The organism is Telluribacter roseus (assembly GCF_017355915.2).
Classification (GTDB): Bacteria; Bacteroidota; Bacteroidia; order Cytophagales; family Spirosomataceae; genus Telluribacter.
On sequence record NZ_JAFEUV020000002.1, the window covers coordinates 233,872 to 259,274 of the forward strand.

Annotated in this window: 20 protein-coding genes; 5 read left to right on the forward strand and 15 right to left on the reverse strand. The window is 52.7% G+C overall.

All coding sequences use genetic code 11. The features are described 5' to 3' along the window. Positions 1-99 precede the first annotated feature (99 nt). The 4 genes from JTN23_RS04160 to JTN23_RS04175 all read right to left on the reverse strand — a co-directional run bounded on the left by JTN23_RS04160 (position 100) and on the right by JTN23_RS04175 (position 3,007). Complete coding sequence (locus tag JTN23_RS04160) at positions 100-1,728, reverse strand: nitrilase-related carbon-nitrogen hydrolase (RefSeq protein WP_247232606.1); 1,629 nt, start codon at positions 1,726-1,728, stop codon at positions 100-102. Between the two features lie 258 nt (positions 1,729-1,986). After that, positions 1,987-2,412, reverse strand: coding sequence for a PDDEXK nuclease domain-containing protein (locus JTN23_RS04165; protein WP_247232608.1), 426 nt, complete (start codon positions 2,410-2,412; stop codon positions 1,987-1,989). Continuing rightward, entirely contained in the window at positions 2,402-2,581 is a 180-nt protein-coding gene (locus tag JTN23_RS04170) for a hypothetical protein (protein ID WP_247232610.1), read from the reverse strand. The genes JTN23_RS04165 and JTN23_RS04170 overlap by 11 nt, the downstream gene beginning before the upstream one ends. 24 nt (positions 2,582-2,605) lie before the next feature. After that, entirely contained in the window at positions 2,606-3,007 is a 402-nt protein-coding gene (locus JTN23_RS04175; RefSeq protein ID WP_247232612.1) for a DUF1016 N-terminal domain-containing protein, read from the reverse strand. A 157-nt stretch (positions 3,008-3,164) separates the two neighbouring features. Between JTN23_RS04175 and JTN23_RS04180 the strand changes: the two genes are divergently transcribed. The 4 genes from JTN23_RS04180 to JTN23_RS04195 all read left to right on the forward strand — a co-directional run bounded on the left by JTN23_RS04180 (position 3,165) and on the right by JTN23_RS04195 (position 6,480). After that, positions 3,165-4,169, forward strand: coding sequence for an alpha/beta hydrolase (locus tag JTN23_RS04180; RefSeq protein WP_247232613.1), 1,005 nt, complete (start codon positions 3,165-3,167; stop codon positions 4,167-4,169). After that, on the forward strand, positions 4,166-4,489 hold the full coding sequence (locus JTN23_RS04185; protein WP_247232614.1) for a cupin domain-containing protein: 324 nt from the start codon (positions 4,166-4,168) through the stop codon (positions 4,487-4,489). Before JTN23_RS04180 ends, JTN23_RS04185 begins: the two co-directional genes overlap by 4 nt. Positions 4,490-4,584: 95 nt before the next feature. Then, a complete protein-coding gene (locus JTN23_RS04190) occupies positions 4,585-5,409 on the forward strand; it encodes an enoyl-ACP reductase FabI (protein WP_247232615.1) in 825 nt (274 codons plus the stop codon). Between the two features lie 285 nt (positions 5,410-5,694). After that, the gene (locus JTN23_RS04195; RefSeq protein WP_247232616.1) at positions 5,695-6,480 is read left to right on the forward strand and encodes a hypothetical protein; all 786 of its coding nucleotides are present in this window, start codon (positions 5,695-5,697) and stop codon (positions 6,478-6,480) included. A gap of 208 nt (positions 6,481-6,688) precedes the next feature. Here the strand turns inward: JTN23_RS04195 and JTN23_RS04200 are convergent, their stop codons facing one another. From JTN23_RS04200 to JTN23_RS04240, 9 genes are all read right to left on the reverse strand, one after another. Then, positions 6,689-7,735, reverse strand: coding sequence for a class I SAM-dependent methyltransferase (locus tag JTN23_RS04200; protein ID WP_247232617.1), 1,047 nt, complete (start codon positions 7,733-7,735; stop codon positions 6,689-6,691). Continuing rightward, positions 7,735-9,276 (reverse strand): YifB family Mg chelatase-like AAA ATPase, encoded by a 1,542-nt coding sequence (locus JTN23_RS04205; protein WP_247232618.1) that lies wholly within the window; start codon positions 9,274-9,276, stop codon positions 7,735-7,737. Before JTN23_RS04205 ends, JTN23_RS04200 begins: the two co-directional genes overlap by 1 nt. A 155-nt stretch (positions 9,277-9,431) precedes the next feature. Then, positions 9,432-11,357 (reverse strand): PAS domain-containing sensor histidine kinase, encoded by a 1,926-nt coding sequence (locus JTN23_RS04210; RefSeq protein ID WP_310586703.1) that lies wholly within the window; start codon positions 11,355-11,357, stop codon positions 9,432-9,434. Between the two features lie 266 nt (positions 11,358-11,623). Further along, positions 11,624-13,096 (reverse strand): DUF1501 domain-containing protein, encoded by a 1,473-nt coding sequence (locus JTN23_RS04215; RefSeq protein ID WP_247232619.1) that lies wholly within the window; start codon positions 13,094-13,096, stop codon positions 11,624-11,626. 112 nt (positions 13,097-13,208) lie between these two features. Further along, positions 13,209-16,472 carry a DUF1553 domain-containing protein gene (locus JTN23_RS04220; protein ID WP_409049429.1) on the reverse strand — a complete coding sequence of 1,088 codons (3,264 nt, stop codon included), beginning with the start codon at positions 16,470-16,472 and terminating at the stop codon, positions 13,209-13,211. Positions 16,473-16,568: 96 nt separating this feature from the next. Continuing rightward, on the reverse strand, positions 16,569-19,808 hold the full coding sequence (locus tag JTN23_RS04225) for a DUF1553 domain-containing protein (protein WP_247232620.1): 3,240 nt from the start codon (positions 19,806-19,808) through the stop codon (positions 16,569-16,571). A 144-nt stretch (positions 19,809-19,952) separates the two neighbouring features. Then, the gene (gene arsM, locus JTN23_RS04230) at positions 19,953-20,921 is read right to left on the reverse strand and encodes an arsenosugar biosynthesis arsenite methyltransferase ArsM (RefSeq protein WP_247232621.1); all 969 of its coding nucleotides are present in this window, start codon (positions 20,919-20,921) and stop codon (positions 19,953-19,955) included. A 19-nt stretch (positions 20,922-20,940) separates the two neighbouring features. Further along, positions 20,941-21,990 carry an arsenosugar biosynthesis radical SAM (seleno)protein ArsS gene (gene arsS / locus JTN23_RS04235; protein WP_247232622.1) on the reverse strand — a complete coding sequence of 350 codons (1,050 nt, stop codon included), beginning with the start codon at positions 21,988-21,990 and terminating at the stop codon, positions 20,941-20,943. 52 nt (positions 21,991-22,042) lie between these two features. Then, positions 22,043-22,375: an arsenosugar biosynthesis-associated peroxidase-like protein gene (locus tag JTN23_RS04240; protein WP_207504200.1), complete on the reverse strand. Its 333-nt coding sequence runs from the start codon at positions 22,373-22,375 to the stop codon at positions 22,043-22,045. 115 nt (positions 22,376-22,490) lie between these two features. Here JTN23_RS04240 and JTN23_RS04245 point away from each other — a divergent pair, with 115 nt between their 5' ends. Next, positions 22,491-23,468, forward strand: a complete 978-nt coding sequence (locus JTN23_RS04245) for a 1-acyl-sn-glycerol-3-phosphate acyltransferase (RefSeq protein WP_247232624.1) — start codon at positions 22,491-22,493, stop codon at positions 23,466-23,468. Positions 23,469-23,481: 13 nt separating this feature from the next. On the opposite strand, the gene JTN23_RS04250 is transcribed toward JTN23_RS04245, so the two are convergent. Both JTN23_RS04250 and JTN23_RS04255 read right to left on the reverse strand, forming a co-directional pair. Then, positions 23,482-24,537: a VOC family protein gene (locus JTN23_RS04250; RefSeq protein WP_247232626.1), complete on the reverse strand. Its 1,056-nt coding sequence runs from the start codon at positions 24,535-24,537 to the stop codon at positions 23,482-23,484. A gap of 59 nt (positions 24,538-24,596) precedes the next feature. Beyond that, a complete protein-coding gene (locus JTN23_RS04255; RefSeq protein WP_247232627.1) occupies positions 24,597-25,316 on the reverse strand; it encodes a TIGR04283 family arsenosugar biosynthesis glycosyltransferase in 720 nt (239 codons plus the stop codon). Positions 25,317-25,403 lie beyond the last annotated feature (87 nt).

Consider the following 25,403-nt stretch of genomic DNA (forward strand, 5'->3'; position numbering starts at 1 on the left):
GTTTGTGGGGGAAGTTGGGGAGTGTGGTGACACAGCTTTCTGAAATTTTATGCTTCGGGGAAACAGTAGGGGCATCACGTCAATGGTGCAATGAAACAGCTAAAGAATTCTATGTGATAGCTGACCTGCCTTGGCAATGGCAATCTTCTTTGTCCGAACGGCCAGGATGATATAGACAGCAGCCAATAAAGCCAGATAGCCAAACCAGTCGCCGAAGGTCGTATAAAGAGTAGTTGTTCTCCGATGAAGAGGTACGATACCGAACAAGGCAGTTTGTCGGCCATGGGAAGAATTGGCTTCGTATAAAACCCTGCCGGTGGCATCGCTGATGGTCAGTCGCCCTGCCAGGGCAGTTCTAACTATAGGTACGCCAATTTCTACACCCCGCAACAGGGCCATTCGGGAGTGGAGCCAATCGTCAACAATAAAATCAAGGGCCGGCACAAAAAGCACATCAGCCTCCTGCCTACCATAGGTGCGGATGTAGGTCGGAAAATCAAGGTCTTTACAGATGGCTATACCTCCCTTTTTCAAAAAAAGCTGAAAAATACCGATTTCTTTACCGGTCGTAAATGCCCGCTCATGGCCTCGGACCAAATGATTTTTTACATAATCGGTAGCTATATTACCTTCCGGGTCAAATATCAGCGCTTTATTATAGGCATCGGCAGAGCCAAAATAGGCTACCCCAGCGATGAGATAAATTTTGTATTTCTGCGCGACGGTGCGCAATCGAGCTAGAACCGGCTCATAACTTTCCTGTCCAGTCTGAAACGCTCCTTCGGGAAGAACCACCACCTGGGTACCTTGCAGAGCCAGCGCAGAAATTGCCTTGCTGTAACGATCGACATGGGACTCAGCCTGCTCTACCGTTGCCTGCTGAGAACGGCGGTGAAGCTTTTTGTCCAGCACCACCAATCCAACCTTAATCTGACGCCCCGGAACCTGTTCAGCGATCTGGAAAAGGCCAAAGGCAACCGTAACGCCAACCAGCATAAGAGAGGTACCTAAAAGAAACGGAATACTATGTTTGGCGCGCTCACGTAAACACCAGCTTACGGCAATGGTCGAAGGTATCAAACTCACCAGAAAAGTAATGCCGGTAATTCCCGTTACGGAGGCCATTTGAATCAGCGGAAGCACGTTTGCCTGCGTGTAAGCAATACTCGTTGCCGAACCATCGGGCGAAAAATTGATTAACAAGCATTCAAATGCTGTCTGCAGGACCGGGTAAGTCAAAACCGCCAGGATGACATGCAGCTTTCTGGCCGCTCTCCATGAATAGACAACAATTTGGGCGAATACATAGGACAGCGCCAGGGTAAATACAATAGCAAGGGGTAACGAGGTGGCCGCCTTCAGGTACCAAAACCAGCTTAAACGCCCAAGCAGGGAGGCCATAAATGCCATGCGGAAAGTAGTTTTCTCTGACTCAGTCCAGGATTTAATGAGAACTGGAATGGGCGCAATCCAAACCAAATACCAGAAATCGCCGGATAGGCCGTTCCCCAGAAAGAAACATAGACCCGAAAAGAGCGCGGCCAAAACAATCCCGACTCTATCATCAGGACCTTTTAAGTTTTCCTTTGGCGTCAATACACCTTTTTCAGGTACCATGAATGAATGATTAGATTGTCTTTTCCCCTGCCTGCTCACAGCCTTGCCGGAGTAGCTTACCAATAAGTTGTTTTTAATTCTCGTAGTCAGTGTGGAAAGGAAATTGCTCATGGAGCTGAGGTAGAATTAGCTTGAACAAGGATAAAAAGTTAGAAAGAAAAACTTACCGCTCCGTTCGGCTCTCCAAGCTACCAAACTTCCCCTTGCCCCACAACCCCCAAAGCTGTAACTTTCGGACGTAAGCACTTGAATTCCCTTCATCTATGAAAAAGATACTCCTCTGGACGGGTGGCCTGGTGGCTATTCTGGCAGTAGGTTATGCTGCCGGTCCTGATGCGTCCGACGCTACCCTTAACCCTACTTTGCTACTTACTCATCATCCTGAATACTCAACAGTTTTTCTAATTCCCCGGCCAGCCTCTGCTTATCTGGTAGATATAGCTGGTACTTGCTCACAAATAATTGATTACTGATGTTTTCGGTGGCGTACTCTACCAAAATCTGATCTTTATAAGCTCCTAATACAATACCAATGGGTTCGTTATCGCCTTCGGTATTTTCTTCTTTACGAAAGTAGTTGAGATAAAGGTTCATTTGACCAATGTCATTGTGCTCAATTTCGCCCCGCTTCAGGTCAATGAGAACAAAGCACTTCAGGATGCGGTGGTAAAACACCAAGTCTACGAAGAAATGTCGACTACCGATTTGGATTTTGTACTGTCTGCCAATGAAGGCAAAGCCCTTACCTAGTTCAAGTAGGAAAGCCTGCAGGTTTTGGATGAGCTTATCTTCCAATTCTCCTTCTAGGTACCTGATAGTCCTGCGGTATATCCAGAAACTCGAGTATGTAAGGGTCTTTGATAATATCGGTGGCTTTCTGAATGTCTATGCCTCGCTGCGAAAGATTCAGTACTCCCTGTTTGTCTTTACTTAAAGCTATGCGGTGAAATAGCATACTTTTCATCTGCCGTTTTAGTTCTCTTACGCTCTAGTTTTCCTTTTCGCACTGCCTGGCGTAGAAGCTTATTTCTAAGGGATTGTCGGCTTTTAAAATTTCATAGTAATGGCCCCAGCTTAATTTGTGGGACAGTGTCCCACTATTTTGAAAAGCTAAGTACAGCTTACGCATATAGAAGAGGTTAGACCTTCCAAAGCCTTTACCGTAGGTGAGAGTCAAGTCTTTGGAGAGGTTGTTGAGCAAATCTGTCCCATACCCGGCTTTCTCACGTCCTTCCTGCTCAAACTCCACGATATGACGGCCTATGTGCCAGTAGGTTTGAACAAGTATAGTATTAACCGCCCGCCCTGCCTGCTCACGCCCCTGCCGGAGTAGTTCGCCAATAAGTTGTTTTAGATTTTCGTAATCTGATGTGGAAAGGGAATTACTCATAAAGCTGAGGTAGAGTTTGCTCGAATAAGAATTAGAGAGTATAGTACAAAGCTAAAAAGTTACAAAGAAAAACCTACCGCTCCGTTCATTGCTCCCCTTGCCCCACAACCCCCAAAGCTGTAACTTTCGGATGTAAGCACTTGAATTCCCTTCATCTATGAAAAAGATATTCCTCTGGACGGGTGGCCTGGTGGCTATCCTGGCGGTGGGCTACGCGGCTGGCCCCGACCTACCCGACGCTACCCTTCACCCCACCCTACCGGCAGTTACGCAGGACCTGCCCCGGCTGGAAGCCGAGATAGCCAGGGCCGAAGCGGCCATCCCTGACCTCAAAGCCGATAACGAAGCCCGTATTATCTGGGCCGACAGTACCAAAAAAGAAAAGACGCCGTATAGCCTAGTGTACATACATGGCTTCGGGGCCAGTTGGGCCGAGGGCGACCCGGTGCATAAGGAGCTTTCCAAACGCTACGGTGCCAACCTGTACCTGGCCCGTCTGCACGGAGCCGGTAGTAGTGATCCAGATGCCTTCAATGACCTGACGCCCGAGAACTTCGTAGCCGGAGCCAGGCACGCTCTGGCCGTAGGCAAGGCACTGGGCGATAGCGTCATCGTAATAGGTACTTCGGCGGGTGGCCTGCTGACGGTGTACCTGGCGGCCAACCACCCGGAGCTGAAAGGGGTGGTACTCTACTCACCCTGCATGGCGGTGTATAATAAGGCTCTGGCCCTGACAACCCGACCCTGGGGCCGACAGATCATGCACAATGTGCTGGGCGAACGGCGCGAGAACTCCTACGAGCCCGACCGGGCAGCTTACTGGCTCACCAGCTACCATACCAATGGGTTGCTTACCCTGCAGCAGGTGATAGAGGCAGTAGCGCGGCCGGAGGTGTATGCTCAGGTGAAGGTACCTACCCTGCTGGCCTACTACTACAAAAACGACGATGAGCAAGACAAGGTAGTATCGGTGGCGGCTATGCGCGAGATGTTTCCGTTGCTGGGGACGCCCGATCACCTGAAGGTGGAGAAGGCGCTACCTACAACCAGTAATCATGTCATTGCCTCGCACTTTACGTCCAAAGACCTGGACGCCGTGCGGCAGGTAACACAGCAGTTTTTTGAAGAGGTACTACACCTGAAACCTGTCGTCAAACCATGAAGAGTACTTTACAGGAGGCCCTTTCGAGGCTGACGCCTGAGCAGCGGTTCGCCCAGGTGATGCAGCACGGTACTATGTCCGTTGAGCTGTACGCGCCGGACCAGGTAGACCCACAGCAGCCTCACGCTCAGGACGAACTGTACGTGGTTGTAAGCGGAACGGGGCAGTTCCTGAACGGGGAGGAGGTCTATCTGTTCGGGCCGGGCGATGTCATTTTCGTGCCGGCGGGGCGGGTACACCGCTTCTTTGATTTTACGGATGATTTTCAAACGTGGGTAATTTTCTACGGACCCGAAGGAGGAGAGAAGCCTAAATCGTAGCATTACCTCCCAAAATTACTTTACTTTGCAGCCGCTTACAGTACCGGAGATACTCTGGCGCGTTGGCAGACAAACATTGAAAATCAATCAAAACTATGGCTTACGGTTTACTGAAAGGAAAAAGAGGTATTATATCGGGTGCTTTGGACGAAAACTCCATAGCCTGGAAAGTAGCGCTGAAAGCGAAAGAAGAAGGAGCTACCTTTACCCTTACCAACGCTCCTATCGCTATGCGTATGGGCGCTATCAACAAGCTGGCTGAGACGTGCGAAGCACAAATCATCCCGGCTGATGCTACCTCGGTTGAAGACCTCGAAAAACTATATAATGGCTCTATCGAAGCTCTGGGGGGAAAGATCGACTTCGTTCTGCACTCCATCGGGATGAGCCCCAATATCCGCAAAGGAAAAGAGTACGGTGACCTCAACTACGACTGGTACATGAAGAGTATCGATGTATCGGCGCTGTCGCTGCACAAGTTCCTGCAGGTAGCCGAGAAGCTCGATGCGATCAACGAATGGGGATCGGTAGTAGGTCTTTCGTACATCGCCGCACAGCGTACCTATCCTTTCTATACCGATATGGCTGAGGCGAAGGCTATGCTCGAAAGCATTGCCCGCAGCTACGGCTACCGCTACGGCAAGGCGAAGAAAGTACGGGTGAATACTATTTCGCAGTCACCTACCAAAACTACTGCCGGCTCGGGTATCGGTGGATTCAGCTCGTTCTACGATTTTGCGGATAAAATGAGCCCGCTCGGAAACGCCTCCGCCGAAGACTGCGCCAACTACGTCATCTCGCTGTTCTCGGACCTGACCCGCATGGTGACCATGCAGAACCTGTTCCACGACGGAGGCTACTCTACCACAGGTATTTCCGAAGAACTGATGCACATGATCCAGCAGCAACAACAGCAGTAAACGCTTTATAACATAATCTTTGCTCCGAATCCCTCCTGTGACCGCTGGTCTGGAGGGATTTTTTTATGCACCACATTTTGCCGTATCTATATGTAGGGCGTTTTATAACTTTTTGATAAATAGCCAGATAGTACAGCGTGCGTGAGCCGGAGCGTATGGCTGCTTACAGGAGGTACGGCAATAATTAAGGGTACGGCCCGTTTGGGCGTTGTATGTTGTACCGAAACTACTTAGTTTCGTTGAGCCTTTGAAAAATAAAACATTAAAACCGCTTATTTCAACCCAATGCATTCTTCAATCAGTCTGAAGCATATTGTTTTAGGAGGGATGTTGCTCCTGCTGGCCGCCTGTGGAGGCGAAACAGATCAACCCAAAGTAGATCAGCCTGACGTACCTACCCACACGCTGGTATTTCTGGATAAAACCCAGAGTGTGAACGTGAATAAGGACTACGTAAATGAGAAGTACCGGCAGGCCCTGGCGCAGATCGTAGAGGAGAATATGCAGAACAAGGGCGATAAGTTGGAAGTGTACTTTATCCACGAAAATACTTCGAAGGCACGTGCCCTGTCGCTGACGGTACGGGCGGAGCGGGAAAATCTTGAAAATACCAATGCCACCGACCGCGAGGCCATTGAAACAACTTTCAATATGGCGCTGCAGCGTGAAAAAGGCATCTACCTGCGCCAGGCTCTGTCTAAGCTCAACCAGCAGAATGGTGGCGGCTCCAACCAGTGGACTGATATCTGGGCCAGCCTGCCTATTATAGCCAAAGCCAGCGAGGGCGGCTCCGAAGTGAAGGTATACTACTTCAGCGATATGATTGAAAGCGTACGGGGTACCGACCGCCGCGATTTCCATACTACTCCACCGGCTTCGGAGGCTCAGGCTGAGGAGTGGGCCAAGGCGGATGTAAAGCAACTGGAGCAGCACGCTATTGGCAGCCCGCAGGTAACGGTCGTATCACCTTTCGAACCCACGGCTTCTACCCGTGAGAACAATCCCCACGTCACGCACTACTGGCAGACCCTATTCCAAGAGCTGGGAGGCGTATCTATTGAGGAGCAGTAGGCATTAGGGCTTTAGGCTGTATGCTTTAGGCAATAGGCTTTCGTTTTACCACAGAGTTTACAGAGTTATAGCACGGAGTAGTTTTACAGAGGCTATACTTTGCTTACCTCTGTACCTACCTCCTGATCCTCTGTGCCGGGCCGCCGTGGCGGTTTAAAAAAATCACCGCAGCGGCGGCCGCTCATTCTCTAAATCACTCATTCACTCACTACCCTTTCTTCCCCACCACCTGGTATCTGCCCGGGATGGCGCGGTAGCCAATTATCTTGTAGGGCGTGAGTCCGGCGGAGCGGTACCAGCTGTGGATTTCGTCAACAGACCAATTGCCGGAGGCACTGGTGAGGCCAAAGAACAGGTCGGTGCTGCTGCCTACCAGCTCGGGCTTGGCCGAGGGATCAGGACGGATGAATTCATTGATGATAAAGATACCGCCCGGCCGTAAGGCCTGATGTACCTTAGCAGCCACGATCCTATTTTGTTCCGCCGTCAGGTGGTGCGCCACACTGGACATCAGTACTATATCGTAGGTGTCCTTTTCTAGTTCATCCGTAGTAATGTTCCCTACCCGGTGTACAACCCGCTCGCCCATGCCTTGCTTGGCCAGTAGGGGAGCGGCTTTCTCGACGGCTCCCGGCAGGTCCAGTATGGTAGAGCTGAGCTTGGGGTACTTACGACAGGCGGCGGCGGAGTGCAGTCCGTGTGAGCCGCCAATATCCAGCATACGGATAGCGCCTTTGGGCATAGGTACCCTTCTGGCAAACTCTTCCGCTTCCGATATAGCGCCACTCCACATCGCCGACTGGTACAGCTCCCACTGCTCGGGACCAAAGCTGCTATGGAAGTCGATGCCCTTGCCGGTTTCGAGATAGTCGCCCAGCCCTTCCAGCCACTGCCACACGATCCGGTTGTTGAAGAGCATAAAGCCGTGAAGCGAGCTGGTACTTTCTTCCAGGATCCACTTCTCGGTAATGCGGGTCAGGGTATAGTGGCCTTCTTTGAATTCAAAGTACCCCACCGACGTAAGTACCCCCATAATCTGTTGGGTGGCTACGGGGTGTAGGTTACAAGCCTGGGCTACGGCTTCGGCGGTGTTATGGCCATCTGCTACGGCTTTGAATATACCTCTATCGGTAGCTTCCAGTACGGCCTTACTCACCACCGGGAAGATCTGCGCGTGCAGCAGCGGCACAGGTACCAGATTGGCCTGCAGGGCTATCCATTCCAGTATATTGTCAGGAGAAACTTTTAGTTGCATCAGCCAGCCCAGTTTTCACGGTCGAGGCTGCGGTACTGAATCGCTTCGGCCAGGTGTTCTATTTTGATATCGTCACTGCCGGCAAGGTCGGCGATGGTGCGGGATACTTTCAGAATGCGGTCGTAAGCCCGCGCCGAGAGGCCCAGCCGGTCCATGGCAGTACGCAGCAAGGCTTTGCCTACTTCACCCACATCACATATTTCCTTGACCATTTCGGGGGGCATCATAGCGTTAGAGTATATCTCCTTGTAGTTTTTAAAACGTTCCGTCTGCCGTTCCCGCGCCTTGATGACCCGCTCCCGGATCTGTTCGCTGCTTTCGGAGCGGCGGGTGGAGGCAATCTGATCAAACGACACGGGCGTAACCTCCACGTGCAGGTCGATACGGTCCAGCAGTGGTCCGCTGATCTTGTTGAGGTACTTCTGTACTACCCCCGGACCGCATACGCACTCCTTATCGGGATGGTTGTAGTAGCCGCAGGGACAGGGGTTCATGCTGGCAATGAGCATGAAGTTGGCCGGAAACTCGACCGCCATCTTGGCCCGTGATATACTTACCCTACGCTCTTCCAGCGGTTGCCGCATTACTTCGAGTACAGTACGCTTAAACTCAGGCAGCTCGTCCAGAAAAAGTACCCCGTTGTGCGCCAGCGATATTTCACCGGGTTGCGGAAAGCTACCGCCACCCACCAGAGCAGCGTCGCTAATAGAGTGGTGCGGCGCCCGGAAAGGGCGGCGTGATACCAGCGTAGCCCGGCTACCCAGCTTACCAGCTACGGAATGGATCTTGGTTGTTTCGAGCGCTTCTACCAGCGTCAGTGGGGGGAGGATGGAGGGCAGCCGTTTGGCCAGCATGGTCTTGCCCGCACCGGGCGGGCCGATCATGATTGCGTTGTGGCCTCCTGCGGCGGCTATTTCCAGAGCACGTTTGATATTCTCCTGACCCTGTACATGGGAAAAGTCGGCGTCGTAGTCGTTCTGACTGTTAAAGAACATGTCGCGGGTATCTACTACCAGGGGAGTGATATCTCGTTTGCCTTCAAAAAACTCCACTGCCTCCTGCATGGTCTCGACGGGCAGGACGTCCAGGTTGTTGACAATGGCGGCTTCCTGAGCATTTTCGGCGGGTAACATAAAGCCTTTGAGCCCCTGCCGGCGGGCTTCAATGGCAATGGGCAGTACCCCTTTGATAGGCCGTAGCTTGCCATCCAGCGACAGTTCGCCCATGATGACGTAGTCCTCGAGGTTGCGCTTCGTTACGATCTGCTCCGACGACTGCAGTACACATAGGGCTATGGGTAGGTCGTAGGCGGAGCCTTCCTTGCGAATATCGGCCGGTGCCAGGTTGACCACCACCTTCTGCCGGGGCATGCGGTAGTCAAAGAATTTCAGGGAGGCCTCTACGCGCTGTTCACTTTCCTTCACGGCGCTGTCGGGCAGTCCCACCATAAAAAATCGCAGTCCCTGTGTCACCGTCACTTCGATGGTGATCATGGTGGCATTTACTCCGTATACGGCACTACCAAAGGTTTTGGCTAGCATGCAGTTACATTTTAAGGTAAAGCACCGGCTGTTCAGAGCATGATAAGCAGTGGTTATCGGTCAGCCAGAAAATACTATACTACCATTACAAACACCGGATGCGCGGTGTTGTTTGGTACTCAGATATAAAACGATAAGCGGCGCTACGCCTGCTACTAGTCAGCAGGTAGTATCACATAAAACGTAGATCCAAGGTTAGGAATGGAGCTGACGTAGATCTCACCCCCGTGGTTATGGGCTACTTTTTTGCATAGGGCCAGTCCGATACCCGTCCCCGAATAGGTGTCGCGGGAGTGCAGACGCTTGAAGATGGTAAACACCTTATCGGTATATCGGGGGTCGAAGCCGATGCCGTTGTCCTCAATACTGATCGTGTGGTACGAGTGCCTGGGGTTCAGGTAGGGATATTCTCCTATACTCTTGGTACAGGTGTTGGACACCGTAATAGTGATCCTCGGAGCTATATCACTCTTGCTGTACTTGAGAGCATTGTTGAGCAAGTTATAGAATAGCTGCCGCATCTGCAGAGGAATGGCCTTGATGGTAGGCAGCTCCTCGTAGGTGATGGTTGCGTTTTTCTCGGTAATTACCAGTTCCAGATCTTCCTTGACTGCCTCCAGCACTTTATTCAGATCTACCTTCCTGAATGAGTTTTCTGCCTTTCTGGCGCTGGAGTAATCCAGCAGATCATCAATGAGCGATCTCATCCGACTGGTTGCTTCCTGAATCTTCTTGAGGTAGGTGTCAGAATCTTTAGTATTCGGATTCTGCAGCATATCGCTGAAGAACTGAATCTTCCGGATAGGTTCCTTGAGATCATGGCTGGCTATATAGGCAAACTGTTCCAACTCATCATTGGATCGCTTGAGGTCTATGTTAGCTTTGGTAAGCTCGCGGGTTCGCTCCTGTACTTTTTTTTCCAGCTGTTGAGACAGTGTTTTCTGATCATGTATATCCGTAGAGGTACCCAGCCAGTACAGCACCTCATCTTTTTCATTCTTGATGGGGACTGCCCGGGCTATGTGCCAGCGGTATTCACCATCGTGCCGGCGGTACATGGCCTCCACTTCATAAAGTACCTTATGCTCCAGGCTGTAATTCCATTTTCTGAAAACATCCTCTTCGGTATCTGGCGGCATCGTACTAGCCCAACCGTTTCCTACGGATTCCTCCACGGTTTGTCCTGTGTATTCGAACCAACGGCTATTGAAGTAGTTCAACTCACCCGCTGGAGTGGCCGTCCAAGCAATCAGAGGGAGTGCCTCCAGCATGCTCTTAACCCGCTGCTCTTCCTGCTTGCGCTCGGTGATGTCTACTACCGAGCCGGCAAAGCCTCCAAACTCTCCGCTGGGTAAGTACCAGGGATTGCTGGAAGAGTAGCACCACCTCAGGGTACCATCGTGGAATATTACCCTGAACTCATGACTGAATGACTCCCTCCTTTCAAAGAAGTGTCTGAAGGTTTGAAAGGCTTTTAACCGATCTGCTTCTACTATGTTGTTGCCCCAGTTCAGTCCCAGGTGTTCTTCTACGGGCTTACCCGTCCACCTGACCCAGGTTTCGTTGACAAAGATTGTTTCTGCGTGATGGTCAGCGATCCAAAGACCCACCGGAGCTTCTCTGGATAGAGTATTAAAATACGTCTGACTTTTCTCAAAGTTTTGTCTGGCCAGTACCTGTGCTGTTACCTCAAATCCAAAAATAATGACCCCGGTAGTCTGCTCTCTTTCCTTGTAGGGGGAAAAAATAAAGTTGAAGTACTTGATTGACTTTTGGCCATTGTTGTCCCAATCAGCCACTCCGGGAAATTCTCTGGATTGAGTCGGCTTCCCGGTACGATATACTTGCTCCAGCATATCAAAGTATCCCTGGCTTTCCAGTTCAGGAATCACTTCACGGGGAGTGTGGCCGATGAGTTCTCTGCCTCCCAAAAGTTTAGAGAACAAAGGATTGCTTAAGGTACATCTTAATTGCGGCCCCTCCAGAATGCAAATCATTGCCGGAGCCTGCATGAAGAGGTTACTTATATTGGAATCGACAGTAGAAGTGTAGGATAGCGGTAAATCCTTATTATTAAGCATTACTATACTGGTAGTATGGTACTAAGAATAAGGCAATTTAACGAAGTTTAGTGATAGTATTGGTGACTAGGAGAAGTAACAGTTGCAGATTTATTAAATGGTCTGAAACAGTGGTTACAGGGGAGGAGACTAAAAGCCAGCACCCCTTCATAAGAGATGCTGGCTAACCCATTGTAAATGATAACCTTGCTAGTATATACGCAATTGTAAGATCACTACTACATTACTTTGGGAGTAGTCTGATTTTCTATACGTTAGAAGTCTGATCAGGCGATTAGTGGCTTCACTACCTTGCCATGTACATCAGTAAGGCGGTAACGACGTCCCTGGTGCTTAAATACCAGCCGCTCGTGATCCACGCCCAGCAGGTGCATCACCGTAGCCTGGAAGTCATGAACGTGTACTGGATCTTTAACTACGTTATAGCCAAAGTCATCCGTTTCGCCGTATACAAAGCCTTTCTTAATACCCGCACCGGCCATCCATACAGTAAAGCTTCGGGGGTGGTGATCACGGCCATAGTTGTCTTTGGTGAGCTTGCCCTGAGAGTAAGAACCCCGGCCAAATTCGCCTCCCCAGATCACCAGCGTTTCGTCGAGCAGTCCACGCTGTTTCAGGTCCATAATAAGGGCTGCCGAGGCCTGGTCCACGCTCTTAGCCATGACCTTGATATCATTGGGTAGGTTGCCGTGTTGGTCCCATCCCTGGTGGTAGAGCTGTACAAACTTTACATCCTTCTCAATCAGCTTACGCGCCAGCAGACAGTTGGCGGCGAAGGTACCCGGCTTACGTGACTCCTCACCGTACATGTCAAATATATAGTCGGGCTCCTGCGAAATATCCATGGTCTCGGGTACGGCCGTCTGCATGCGATAAGCCATTTCGTACTGCTGCACGCGGTAGTTAATCTCGGGATCAAGGATGTGTTCGTACTGGTCCTGGTGGAGTTTGGCCAGGTAGTCGAGCATACGCCGACGGCTTGTTTTGTCAATACCCTCCGGGTTGCTGAGGTAAAATACCGGATCAGGTCCCGACCGAAATACTACCCCCTGGTGTACCGACGGCAGAAAGCCGTTGCTCCACAGCTTGGCGTACAGAGGCTGGTCACCACCGCGACCCTTGGAGAGCAGTACCACGAAGGAAGGCATATTCTGGTTGTCGGAGCCCAGGCCGTAGCTGATCCAGGAGCCCCAGGAGGGGCGGCCTCCCTGCTGACTACCCGTCTGGAAGAAGGTAACGGCGGGGTCATGGTTAATGGCTTCGGTATGCAACGAGCGTACAAAAGTGGCTTCGTCAGCAATGGTAGAGATATGCGGTAGCAGCTCGCTGATCCACATCCGGCTCTGGCCGTACTGCTCAAACTTGTACTTGGAAGCGGCCAGCGGAAAAGAGCTTTGCCCGGCGGTCATACCCGTCAATCGCTGCCCTTGTCGTATGGACTCGGGTAGGTCTTGTCCCCACATTTGCTCCAGCTTGGGCTTGTAGTCAAACAGCTCGAGCTGCGAAGGCGCTCCACTCTGAAACAGGTAGATGACCCGCTTGGCTTTGGGGGCAAAGTGAGGCTGCCCCAAAGGTGAATTCTCATCAGTAGGTATCACGCCCTTTTTGGCAAACGAGCTATCAGCACTCAGGAGCGACGACATGGCAGCCGCCCCCAGCCCCAGACTGGTACGCGAGAGGAAGTTGCGGCGGCTGAGCTGCTCGTGTACGTGGTTTTCAAGTTCTTTATAAAAGCTCATTGGTTGGTAGCTGTTAGGTATTAGCTCTTAGCCTTTTATATCACTTGCTTTTTAGCTATGAACTACTTTTCTGTTGGTAAGTACTACACCTGATTTGTCAGGTCAGTCCCCATTATCTTTTAATCACAAATTCATCAAAGTTCATAATGGTACTGGCTACAATGGCGTTGGTAGCCAGTTCGACCGGATTCAGCTTCCGGTCCCACGCGTATTCTCCTACTCCCAATAGTTTTTGTGCACGGCCTTTATTCTGCTGAAAGTCCTGATACTCTTCAACATATAGTTGTTTCAGGAGGTTCAGTTCGCTGGGGCGGGGCGGGCGGCTGGTCAGGGCTTTGTAGGCGTAGGTAATGCGTTCATCGGGTGTTTGCCCATGGCGCACCATCTGCTCGGCCAATACTCGTGAGGCCTCCACAAACTGCGGATCATTCATCGTGACCAGGGCCTGCAAAGGGGTACTGGTCTTCTGCCGCTTTACCACGCAGAAGTGCCGCTCGGCCGCATCGAAGTTGAGCATCATGGGGGGAGGGGAGCTACGCTTCCAGATGGTGTAAAGGCTACGCCGGTAGATGCTATCACCGTGTTGCTGTTTGTACTGTACGGCATTGCGCGTAGCCAGCGCCTCCCATAGGCCAGCGGGCTGATAGGGGTACGCGCTTTCACCACCTACCTTAGGCGTCAGCAGTCCTGAAGCCGCTAAGGCATTGTCACGGATCTGCTCGGCGCTCATGCGGTAGCTGGGGCCACGGGCGTAGAGGCGGTTATCGGGATCAAGATCGCGCAGCCTTTGGTCTGTCTTCGACGACTGCCGGTAGGTAGCCGACATGACGATCATCTTCTGGAACTTCTTTTGATCCCAACCCATCTCGCGGAAGCTGACCGCGAGCCAGTCCAGCAGTTGGGGGTGGGTAGGCAGATCGCCCTGGTTGCCGAAGTCATCGGTGGATATGACCAGCCCCTGACCGAAGTACTGTTGCCAGAAGCGGTTGACGGTGACGCGGGCAAAGAGCGGGTGATCTTCGTGCAGCAGCCAGCGCGCCAGTCCCAGCCGGTTGCGCGGGTACTCCTTCGGTATCTTGAAAAATTGATCTGGTGTGTCGGCGGTCACTTCCTTATCAGGCGCGTCGTAGGCGCCACGCTTCAGGATAAAGGTCTTGCGGGGGTACTTACGCTCCTTCATCACCATCACGTCCAGCTGCGTATTCAGTAGCTCGGTTTCTTCCCCGATCAGTTGCCGGCTCTTTGCCAGTTTGTCCTGGTAGGGTTTGTCAAAGTGGGTAAGGTAGTAGCTAAGCAGAGCCGATTGCTGCGCGGAGGTACGCTTGGCAGCGGGCGTTCTGAGTGTTGTCAGTACCTCGTTGCGTTGGGTGTATAGTCCCTGCATTTCCAGCAGGGTGAGGGAGCGGGAGTATATTTTCAGCTCATCCACCTCAAAGTTCTTGGTAAACTGGTCCGACAACCTACCAATCATCAGGTTATCTACGTACCAGTTAGACTTGTTCTTGCCGAACAGGATGCTTTGGGTCAGACCATCGTTGTGCACCGTTACCCGCACCGGACTGCCGTTGATGTACAATTTGACGCCCCGGGCTTTGCTAAGCCCATCGTAGGTAAAGGCAAGCTGGGTCCATTTATTGAGGGGAAACTTCTCTGTTGTTTGTAGTTCAATGGCATTCTCGGGCCAGACGTGGCTGATCAGGAGCCGCAGACGTCCGTCCGGTAGCCGGAACACATTCCAGCCCCGGTAGCCATTAAATACCCCGTTAGATTTATGAATAAGGGAGCCATGAACGGAGGCATCGTGCAGGTTGAGCCAGACGCTGACGCTGAACGGCTGGTGGCGCTCAAAGAAGGCAAAGTCGCGGCCAAAGTTGACAGAGTTTTCCCCGTAGATGTACCGGGCCTTGCCGAAGCGGCCGGGGCGGGAGGCTTTGGCGGAAATAGTAGTATCCCCCTCGGCCCGGGCAGTATGTTTGGCATTAACCCTATTCTGAAACTGGCTGCCCGTAGGCTCGTCGAACGTAAAGTGGCCGATGAGCCCTAGTGTATCCGGCACCAGAGTTGCCTGGGGCTGTGCTTCTGCCTGGCGTAGCCACGCCTGGTAGCGCTGCTGGTAGGCAGGCTGTGTATTTTCCAGCGCTTTTTTCTCGGTTGAGAGAGAAGTACGGATGAATTTTAGTTTGGCTTCCGCTTCGGGCGTAGGGAGTGTGATGCTTGGGCTAGCCTCGCCGTTGTAGGGAATCTGACCGTTCTCGTTGTTCTGGTTGAAGAAAGCGTAGAGCGAGAAGAAGTCTTTCTGGCTGATGGGGTCGTACTTGTGGTCATGGCAGCGGGCGCACTCTACGGTCATACCCAGAAACACCTTCCCGAATGTACCTACCCGGTCGGCTACGTACTCCGTCCGGTACTCTTCAGGTACTATACCGCCTTCCTGACTCTGCTGGTGCATGCGGTTGAAGGCGGTCGCCAGCACTTGTTCGCGGGTAGGATTGGGAAGCATATCACCAGCCAGCTGCCAGGTCACAAACTGGTCGTAGGTCAGGTTCTGGTTGTAGGCCCGGATGACCCAGTCGCGGTAGGGCCAGGCCGTACGCATACCGTCGTCCTGGTAGCCGTGGGTGTCGGCGTAGCGGGCGGCATCCAGCCAGGGAGCGGCCATGTGCTCACCATAGTGGGGCGAAGCCAGCAGCCGGTCTACCACCTTCTCATACGCGTTGGGGGACTGGTCTTTCAGAAACTCATCCACCTGCTGAGGTGTGGGCGGTAGCCCCGTCAGGTCCATGTGTACCCGCCGGAGCAGGGTTGTCTTGTCAGCTTCGGGACTTGGTGCTAGCCTCTGCTCTTCCAGTTTGTGCAGAATAAAGCGGTCGATCTCATTCTTGACCCAACTCTGATTCTTTACCTTGGGTAGTTCCGGTTTCTCTATTTTGGTAAAAGCCCAGTGCGGCTTGTACTCGGCTCCTTGTTCGATCCAGCGGATGAGCGTGGCCTTCTCCTGCGGTGAGAGCGACAGGTGCGAGTCGGGTGTAGGCATCATTATCTCCGGGTCAGAAGAGAGGATGCGGTGGACCAGTTCGCTGCTGCCGGGACTGCCGGGCTTAATGGCACGGCGTCCGCTCTCGCACTCCTTGTCCAGCGCGGCTTCTTCTACATCCAGCCGTAAGTCTGCTTTCTGCTTGCTCTGGTCGGGGCCGTGGCAGGCGAAGCAGCGGTCGGAGAGAATGGGCTTAACGTGGTAGGTGTAGTCTACTTGTTCGGGTACATCCTGCATGGCCAGTGCTACCTCTTCGGGTAAGTCTACCTTCTCCCCACAGGAAGCCAGCAACCAGCTACACAAACTTAATCCAGTCAATATTTTAGCCCAGGTACTATACATTAGGAATTAGTTACAGTCACATCTTCAATACCTTAAAAGAGTAGTGACTTGAAATCTTAATCTAAAAAAGTAGAAAAAGAATATTCGGCGCGGACGTTAGCGCTTTGTTACGGCTTCATCCATATTCATGATGGTACTGCACACTACCGTCAGGGCGGCCAGCTGGGAAGGATTCTTGGTAAAGGGAGCGGGGTATTCACCTACCTTGACTAAGGATAGAGCGCGGGCAGGAGCGGTTTGAAAGTTCCTGTATTCTTCGGTATAGAGCTCTTTGAGTAATGCCAGCTCACGGGTACGGGGAGGGCGGCTCAGTACAGATTTATAAGCATGTGTGATTTGAGCAGAGATATCGCCTGGTAGTTTCACCAGGTGTTGCGCCAGTACCCGTGCCGCTTCTACGTACTGTGGATCATTAAGCGTAACCAGAGCCTGCAAAGGAGTACTGGTATTTTGTCGCTTCACAATACAGGCGTGCCGCTCGGGTACGTCAAAAATCACCATGGACGGATGCGGGGCGGTGCGCTTCCAGATGGTATACAGACTGCGCCGGTACAACTTGCTACCGCTATCCTGCGGGTACGGAGGCGAAGAAACCGAAGCGGCCAGGGCTTCCCATACTCCTTTGGGCTGGTAAGGGTGTACGCTCTGTCCGCCTATAGTAGGTACCAGTAGCCCCGAGGCAGCTAGGGCATTGTCACGAATCTGTTCGGCGCTCATGCGGTAGCTGGGGCCACGGGCGTAGAGGCGGTTATCGGGGTCGAGCTCACGGATCTTCTGATCTGTCCTGGACGACTGCCGGTAGGTAGCTGACATGACGATCATCTTCTGAAACCTCTTCTGGTCCCAACCCATCTCGCGGAATTGTACAGCGAGCCAGTCCAGCAGCTGGGGGTGGGTAGGCAGACTGCCCTGGTTGCCAAAGTCGTCGGTGGATATGACCAGCCCCTGTCCGAAGTACTGCTGCCAGAAGCGGTTGACGGTCACGCGGGCAAAGAGGGGGTGATCTTCGTGCAGCAGCCAGCGCGCCAGTCCCAGACGGTTGCGCGGGTACTCCTTCGGTATCTTAAAGAATTGATCCGGTGTGTCACGTTCTACTTTGGCTCCGGGTGCATCGTAGACTCCCCGATTGAGGATGAAAGCAGGCTTGGGCGTAGCCATTTCTTTCATAATCATGACTTCATCACAAGCATTGTACAGCTCGGTTTCTTCTTTGCGTAGTTGCTGCACCTTCTTTCGTACCTGAGTAGCCACCGGATCGGCCGTAGCCAGGAAGTACTCTACCAGACCAGGCTCAGACGGAGTAGCTGTCACCCTGGTACCTACAGACTGGTTAGTAGTCAGACTTTCTACTTCAAGGGGAGTAAGAGAGCGGTCATACAGCCAGAGCTCATCCACCCAGAAATCTGACATCGAGTCGCGGAACTTCGCCCCAATCATAAAGGGTAGCGTGATGCCAAAGCCGTTGGTGTGTCCGGGGCCATAGATCATGCTCTTTTTCAGGCCATCCGCCTTTACTTGCACAGGAGCCCGCTTGCCATTCAGGTAGATATGGGTGCGATGAGCCGAGCCGGAGCCGTCGTAGGTAACGGTGAGGTGGACCCACTGGTTGAGGGGGAGTTTCTGGATGGTTTGCAGGTCGATGGCGTTGTCGGGGTAGTTGTGCGTCAGGTGGAGGCTCAGCGTACCATCCGGGTTCATCAGGCATTCGTAACCCCGGTCACCGTTGTCCAAGCCATTGGAGCGGGCAAAGATCGGCCCCCGTATTCCCTGCTTCCTGAGGTTGATCCACAGGCTCACCGAGAAAGGATCGTACCTTTCGAAGTAGGCAAAGTCTTTTCCTAAGTCGATGTTCCCTTCTCCATTTACCGCGCGCCCCTTGCCAAACCGGCCGGAGATGATCTGCGGTAGTTTTTCTTTATCACCCGTTACGGCAGCGGGGCGCTTAGGGTTGGCTTTATTGTAGAAAGTACTTAGGCTGTCTTCGTCGAAGGAGTAGCTACCAATCAGACCAACGGGTCGGGCGACAGGTTGAGGATTGGACCGCGAGCGCTGTACCCAGGCTTTGAAACGCTTCTGTGCTGCAGGGTGGGTAGGAGCGATCTCCTGCTCCAGAGCCTCTATCTGTTTTTTCAGGGTAGCGAGCTTCTGTTCGGTAGCCGGAGTGGTCAGTATCACCGTAGGGCTGGATTCGCCCAGGTAGGGTACTTGTCCGGCTTCGTTGATATTATTAAAGTAGGCAAAGAGGGAGTAGTAGTCTTTCTGGCTGATGGGGTCGTACTTGTGGTCGTGGCAGCGGGCGCACTCAACGGTCATACCCAGAAACACTTTCCCAAAGGTACCTACGCGGTCGGCCACGTATTCCGTCCGGTATTCTTCCTCCACAATACCTCCTTCCTGGTTCTGGGGATGTAGTCGATTAAAAGCCGTAGCGATGAGTTGCTCCTGCGTGGGCTTGGGAAGCAGGTCACCCGCCAGTTGCCAGGTCACGAACTGGTCGTAGGGCAGGTTCTGGTTGTAGGCCCTGATGACCCAGTCGCGGTAGGGCCAGGCCGTGCGCATCACATCCAGCTGGTAGCCGTGGGTATCAGCATAGCGGGCGGCATCCAGCCAGGGCGCGGCCATGTGCTCGCCGTAGTGAGGTGAAGCCAGCAGCCGGTCCACCACCTTCTCGTAGGCATTGGGAGAATGGTCTTTCAGAAACTCATCCACCTGCTGCGGCGTAGGCGGTAGTCCCGTCAGATCCATGTGCACCCGCCGGAGCAGAGTAGTCTTGTCGGCTTCGGGGCTTGGTGCTAGCTTCTGCTCTTCGAGCTTGTGCAGGATAAAGCGGTCAACACCATTCCTGACCCACTTCTCATTCTTTGCCTTAGGCAGCTGGGGCTTTTCTATTTTGGTGAAAGCCCAGTGCGGCTTGTACTCGGCTCCCTGCTCGATCCAGCGGATGAGCGTGGCCTTCTCCTGCGGTGAGAGCGACAGGTGCGAGTCGGGCGTAGGCATCATTACCTCCGGATCATCCGAAAGGATGCGGTGGACCAGCTCGCTGCTGCCGGGGCTGCCGGGCCTGATGGCGCGACGCCCGCTCTCGCACTCCTTGTCCAGCGCGGCCTCTTCTACATCCAGTCGTAGGTCCGCTTTCTGCTTGCTCTGGTCGGGGCCGTGGCAGGCAAAGCAGCGGTCGGAGAGGATGGGCTTGACGTGGTAAGTATAGTCGACCTGCTCGGGTACCTCCTGCATGGCCAGTGCTACCTCTTCGGGCAGATCCACCTTCTCCCCGCAGGAAGCCAGCAGCCAGCTACACATGCTTAATCCGATAAGTACCTTGTACCAGCAAGCCATACCCGAATGGTTAGGGAGAAATACTATGAAAAGAGGTCGGTGTCAGTTATTTAATGAGTGGGTGTATGTGATTCGTAAGAAAATATGAAAGGCTCCCCAACCGGAGAGCCTTAAAGTGTACTACACTACATCGGGATTTGCCCTTTAACAGCAGCCGCCTCCGTCGTAGAAGTAGGTAGAATTGGAAATAAAGATATCATCACGTCCCAGCGCGGCCAGGTTATGGGCGGTCTTGTCGCATACGGCCAGCGGCTGGTTGGGTAGCAGGACGTGTCCTTTGTGGTCATCGAAATACTCTTCGTTGCCGAAGTAGATAGCGGTTCTGCCGGTAAAGACACAGGGGCCGTCGGCAGGCATGGGATCTTTGATGGCGCATACCTCTACCGACTCTATATAGATCAGCTCCTGGGTAGAGTAGTGGTTAGGCGACAGGATCCGGTAGGGGCGCTTAGCCCGTATCTCTACCGTTCCGAAGCCGATATCGGTAATCATCTGGATGTACTCCCGGAGCGGGATGGAACCCGTGAGGCAGAGCGCGCGAAGGCGGTCGTCATTACGGAGTTCATCCGACATATACTGCTCACACACCGGGTCCGACATTACCAGCTTGCCGTGGGGCTTAAGTACCCGGTACATTTCCTGCAGGGCCTGCTTCAGATCGTCCGCTTTGAAGATGTTGAAGAGGCAGTTCTGGGCGGCTACGTCAATGCTTTCGTCCTCGACGGGCAGATCCAGCGCGCTGCCCTTCCGGATGTCAACGTACTCACGGCTGAACCACTCATTCTGCTGCTCGGCCTCGAGCAGGTTGGTCCGGCAGGCTTCAATCATTTCATCCACTACGTCCACCCCGATCACACCACTGGGCTTACGGGTGAAGTACGAAAACTGAAACACCTCCATACCTCCTCCTACACCTACGTACAGAACAGTAGGATCATTGACCAGATCGCGCGGATTTACGGTACTTCCGCAGCCGTAGTTCATGTCCAGCATGATCCTGGGCATGGATAGACCCGGTAGTTGCCAAACGGGAGTAGTGGTACAGCAAAGGCCTACATCCGGTTTTTCGGCGGCCTGCTTGTATACATCAATAGTGGTATCTAAATAAGACATAGTGATAAGTTAGAATAGATCAGGCGGTGGTGCCTCCGCAGCTGGAGCCCGATCCGGCGGTACAGCCGTAGCAGTGCTGATGCAGGACAATATCCCGGTTGTTAAGCGCCTCGGCGTTAAACAGGCTAATGTGCTGCGGTACCCGGCTTTCGACCGGCAGGTCCAGCATCTGGTTAAAGTCGCAGTCAAATAGGTAGCCATCCCAGCTCACCGATATGGTGTTACGGCACATGACACCACGGGCCGCCGTCGGGTTAAACGCATTGACCAGCTTCTCCATGTAGCTGTCGAAGTTACCGGACGAGAATAGGTAGTCGAGGTAGCGACTCACAGGCATGTTGGTAATAGCATACAGGTCGTTGAACTCGATACCAAATTCATCTTTGAGTACCCGCTTAAACTGCCGCTTCAGCCCCTCCTGCGAGCCCGGCATAAACGCCCCGGCCGGGTTATACACCAGATTAAGCTTAAGTCCGGTGCCTTCCTGTCCGTAGCCAACGGCGTTGAGCATCTGCAGGGCACGTATGGAGTCTTTGAATACCCCGGTACCCCGCTGACGATCGGTTTTGTCGGCATTGTAGAAAGGCAATGAACTTACTACTTCCACCCCGTGGTCGCGGTAGAACTCGGGTAGGTCGTGGTACTTGGGATTGGCTACTATAATAGTAAGGTTACAGCGTACGATCACGTGCCGGCCCAGCTTATGGCATTCTTCCACAAACCAGCGGAAGTGCGGGTTCATCTCGGGAGCACCGCCCGTGAGGTCTACGGTAGGTATGTCGGAAGCTGCCAGGGCCGCCAGACACTGTTCCATGGTTTCGCGGGTCATGATCTCTTTACGGTCAGGACCGGCATCTACATGGCAGTGCTTGCACACCTGGTTGCACATCTTTCCTACGTTGATCTGTAAAATCTCAACACCGGTAGCCAGGAGCGGATATAGATCAGCCTGCTGCATTTTCTGCTGGAAGAGTGGAAGGCTGAGTCGGTCACGAACGCCCTCTTCCAACAGATCAAGCTGGGTAGAAGCGTTGGCTAATTCGTGTTTTGTCGCATGTAAGCTTTTCATAAAAGTAGGTTGAAGAGAAGTAATCCAGGGGCAACAACGTGTAGCTGCCTGATTACATGGATAGCTCCTTGGCTTTATTCATCATTTGCACGCCGTGTACCAGCGAAGCGCCTCCCCGAATGGCGGCGGCTACGTGTACGGCTTCCATCATCTCCTGCTCCGAGCAGCCTTTTTCCATCGTATCTACGGTATAAGCATCTATACAATAGGGGCACTGTACGGTATGGGCTACGGCCAGGGCTATAAGCGATTTCTCACGGGCGGTCAGGGCGCCTTCGGCAAATACTTCGCCGTAGTAGTCAAAGAACTTCTTGGCTAGGGTTTCCTGAAACTCGCCGATCTTCCCAAACTTCTTAAGATCTTCGGCGTTATAATATGGATTCATACGTGGGGTTTTGGATGGTTACAGATTTATACTCAATTATTTATTGAGTACTGCTTTTAAACATACGTTAAATCCATTTGTTTTGATCAACAGTTTCTGAAAAATCTTCCACTACTTGTTTTACCTCTTTACCCGATTCCTTGTCAGGCTGGCTCTCCCCATTTTTCTACGGCGACTATGCGTAGTGGGGCAATGGGCTGTTCCTCAGAGAAGTCCGGTACTGCTGGCTTCCAATCATCCCGATTCTTTTTTTGACGCCGTAGTCGTTGGCTCTATTTTGCCACAGCCTATTCATACATTGACAAGAGGAGATGTTTTTCGTAAGCCTAAAGTAGCCTTCTGGCTCCGGCAGATCCACCTGATCCCCGTATTCAGAGGGTCGGAAGGCAGGCAGTATGTACAGAACAACCGGGATACATTCGACGAAAGCCTACAGGTCATGCAGTCGGGGGAAGCGGTACTGGTATTCCCCGAAGGACTTTGTATCAATGAATGGCGGCTGCGACCACTCGGAAAAGGTACGGCGCGTATGGCGTATCAATCCTGGTACGGAGCCGGAGGCCTGACCAGTCTGGCGGTGGTACCGGTAGGGCTAACCTATGAGCACTACCGGGGAGCAGGTAAGCGGGTGAAGGTCTGCTTTGGTGAATCCATTCTCCCCCATCACCTGACTACCGCCCCGGCTGACTATGAAAAATGGCTTCGGGAGTTTAATGGAGTACTGGCAGAACGAATCAGTGCGTGTATGCTGGAGTTACCGGCGGGGCTTACGACAGATGAACAGGCCCAACAAATAGACACCTACTTTGCCGACTGCCCCAAACCTGCTGTTAACGCCTTGACCCGACTGGTAGGTAGTATGGGCCGTGCTATTCACCGGCCCCTGTACAGGTACTTCAGCCAACGGGTCGCTGTACGTACTGCCGGTACCGTCTTTTATGACTCGGTCCTGTTTGGATTGCTACTGTATTTGTACCCATTGTTGGTGCTACTATTAGCTTTTTTCGTGGGACTGGTAGCAGGGGGTGTGTGGGGGATTGCAGTATTCATCGGCCTCCCGCTGTTAGCCTGGGCGGGTAATCGCTATCGCTAAGGCCAATAAAGTACTAGTCACGGACCCGGCTCAGGCTCATCATGCGGAGCATCCAGTTGGGCAGCGGCTTTTGGTGCTTACGTTTCTGCAGGTCCAGGTACCAGCCCACTTTTTTCAGAATAGGTAGCTTGTGCGTTTCTACTAGTTCAATAAGCGTACCGTCCGGATCCTCTACATAGGCAAACCGACCCGCCGCTGATTCCATACCGAAGGAGTTCTCACTATCCACCGTAAACTGGTTGCCTCTGCTGGTGAGCATCTTTTTGAGCGAATCCATATTCAGCGTATCAAAGCATACGTGGATGTAGCCACAGTCGCCCCAGTAGCGGTCCGCAAAAAGACGGCTCGGCTCCCGGTCCAGGGCCTGTATGAGCTCTACCTGTACATTACCCAGCAATTGGCTGAAGGCTCCGTGTCTGGTTACGTTCTTACGAAGCAGTACCCGCCTGAAACGCTGACCGCTTATCGAGGCGGGCAGATCAGGGAATACGCCCACCTGATCATAGACTACTTCGCACGGGGCCAGCAGTGCTTTGTAGAAGTGGAGAGATGCTTCCATCTCCGATACTCCGATCACCACGCCCGCTACACCTCCGGTAGGTTGGCCATTCTTGTGAAACCAGGAAGAGTCTTCGGTGACCTGAAATACATTCCCGTACGGGTCCTGTCCCCAAAAACCCTCCCCTTCGGGTAGAGTACCATAAGCCGACACCAGGGCATGGGGCTGCTGACTTACCCAGTCGTAGGCACGCCGGGCAGAAGGGGCTTTGAACCGGATCGCATAAATGCCCAGATCGCCGGGCTGAGGCTGAAAAGCGCAGTGCTGAGGAGAACGGCTCGTATACTGCCATATCTCCAGTCCACCGCCTCCGGCCATATTGAGTGCCATCAGCGCGCGGCGGCTCTGTACCTGTCCTCCCGTGTACCGGGTCATCAGCCGGGCTTCGGAGTAGTCGTCAAATACGGGTACATCAAAGCCCAGTACCCGTCGGTACCATTGCCAGGCCTGCGCGACATCCGTAACGCCGAGGCCCACCTGCTGTATTCCGGATATATATGGTGTAGTCATAGTAGCGTCGATAGGGGGAATAATGCTTCTTTGGTTGTGGATACGTGAATGGTTGCTTTTTACCTCTCTAATTGTACGCCATACTTCTCCGTCTGGATGATAGACTTGTAAATCCGGACTAATTTTTCTGTTTTTACTCCGGAGAAGTACCCCAGAAAAACCACCGTATTAGCTAGGTTGACACGAAAGTAGCTGTTGTGGTCGTACTTCCGGGCCGATACTATCACATCCTTCGGAATTATTTTGAACTTGTACCGGCGCCGCGCCCGCAGGATAAATTCATAATCCTCCATGACGCAGTGATCTTCGCGGTATCCTCCCAGTTCTTCAAAGGTAGCCTTAGGTATAAATAGGGTCTGGTCGCCGCCCCGGCACCAGATGCGGTCGAAGCGGGTACAGTACGCATTAAATTTAAGAATAGGAGGCTTGTCGGCATCAAACTGGTAGCGGTAGCAGCCCAGCTGGTACCCCTCGGCCAGGGCTTGCCGGATATCCTGTACATAGTCGGGGTGGACCCGTACATCGGCGTGGACAAAGTACAGTACATCGCCCGTAGCTGCTCTGGCTCCTGCATTCATCTGGCAGGCACGTCCGGGCCTGGGTGATACGACCACCCTGGCTCCCGCCTGCTTTGCTACATCCTGGGTACGATCTTTACTGGGGGCATCGGCCACGATGATCTCGGCCAGGCTATTACCACCGTACCGAAGGAGATCAGCCACCAGGCGTTCTATATTCTCCTCTTCATTATAAGTAGGAATTATAATGCTTATTCGCATAGCAGAATGTAAGGTATAGGCTAGTAAAGGATATACGAATTAGGCACACCTAAGGATGATTGTACCAGTTTAAAAGCAGGAATGTTT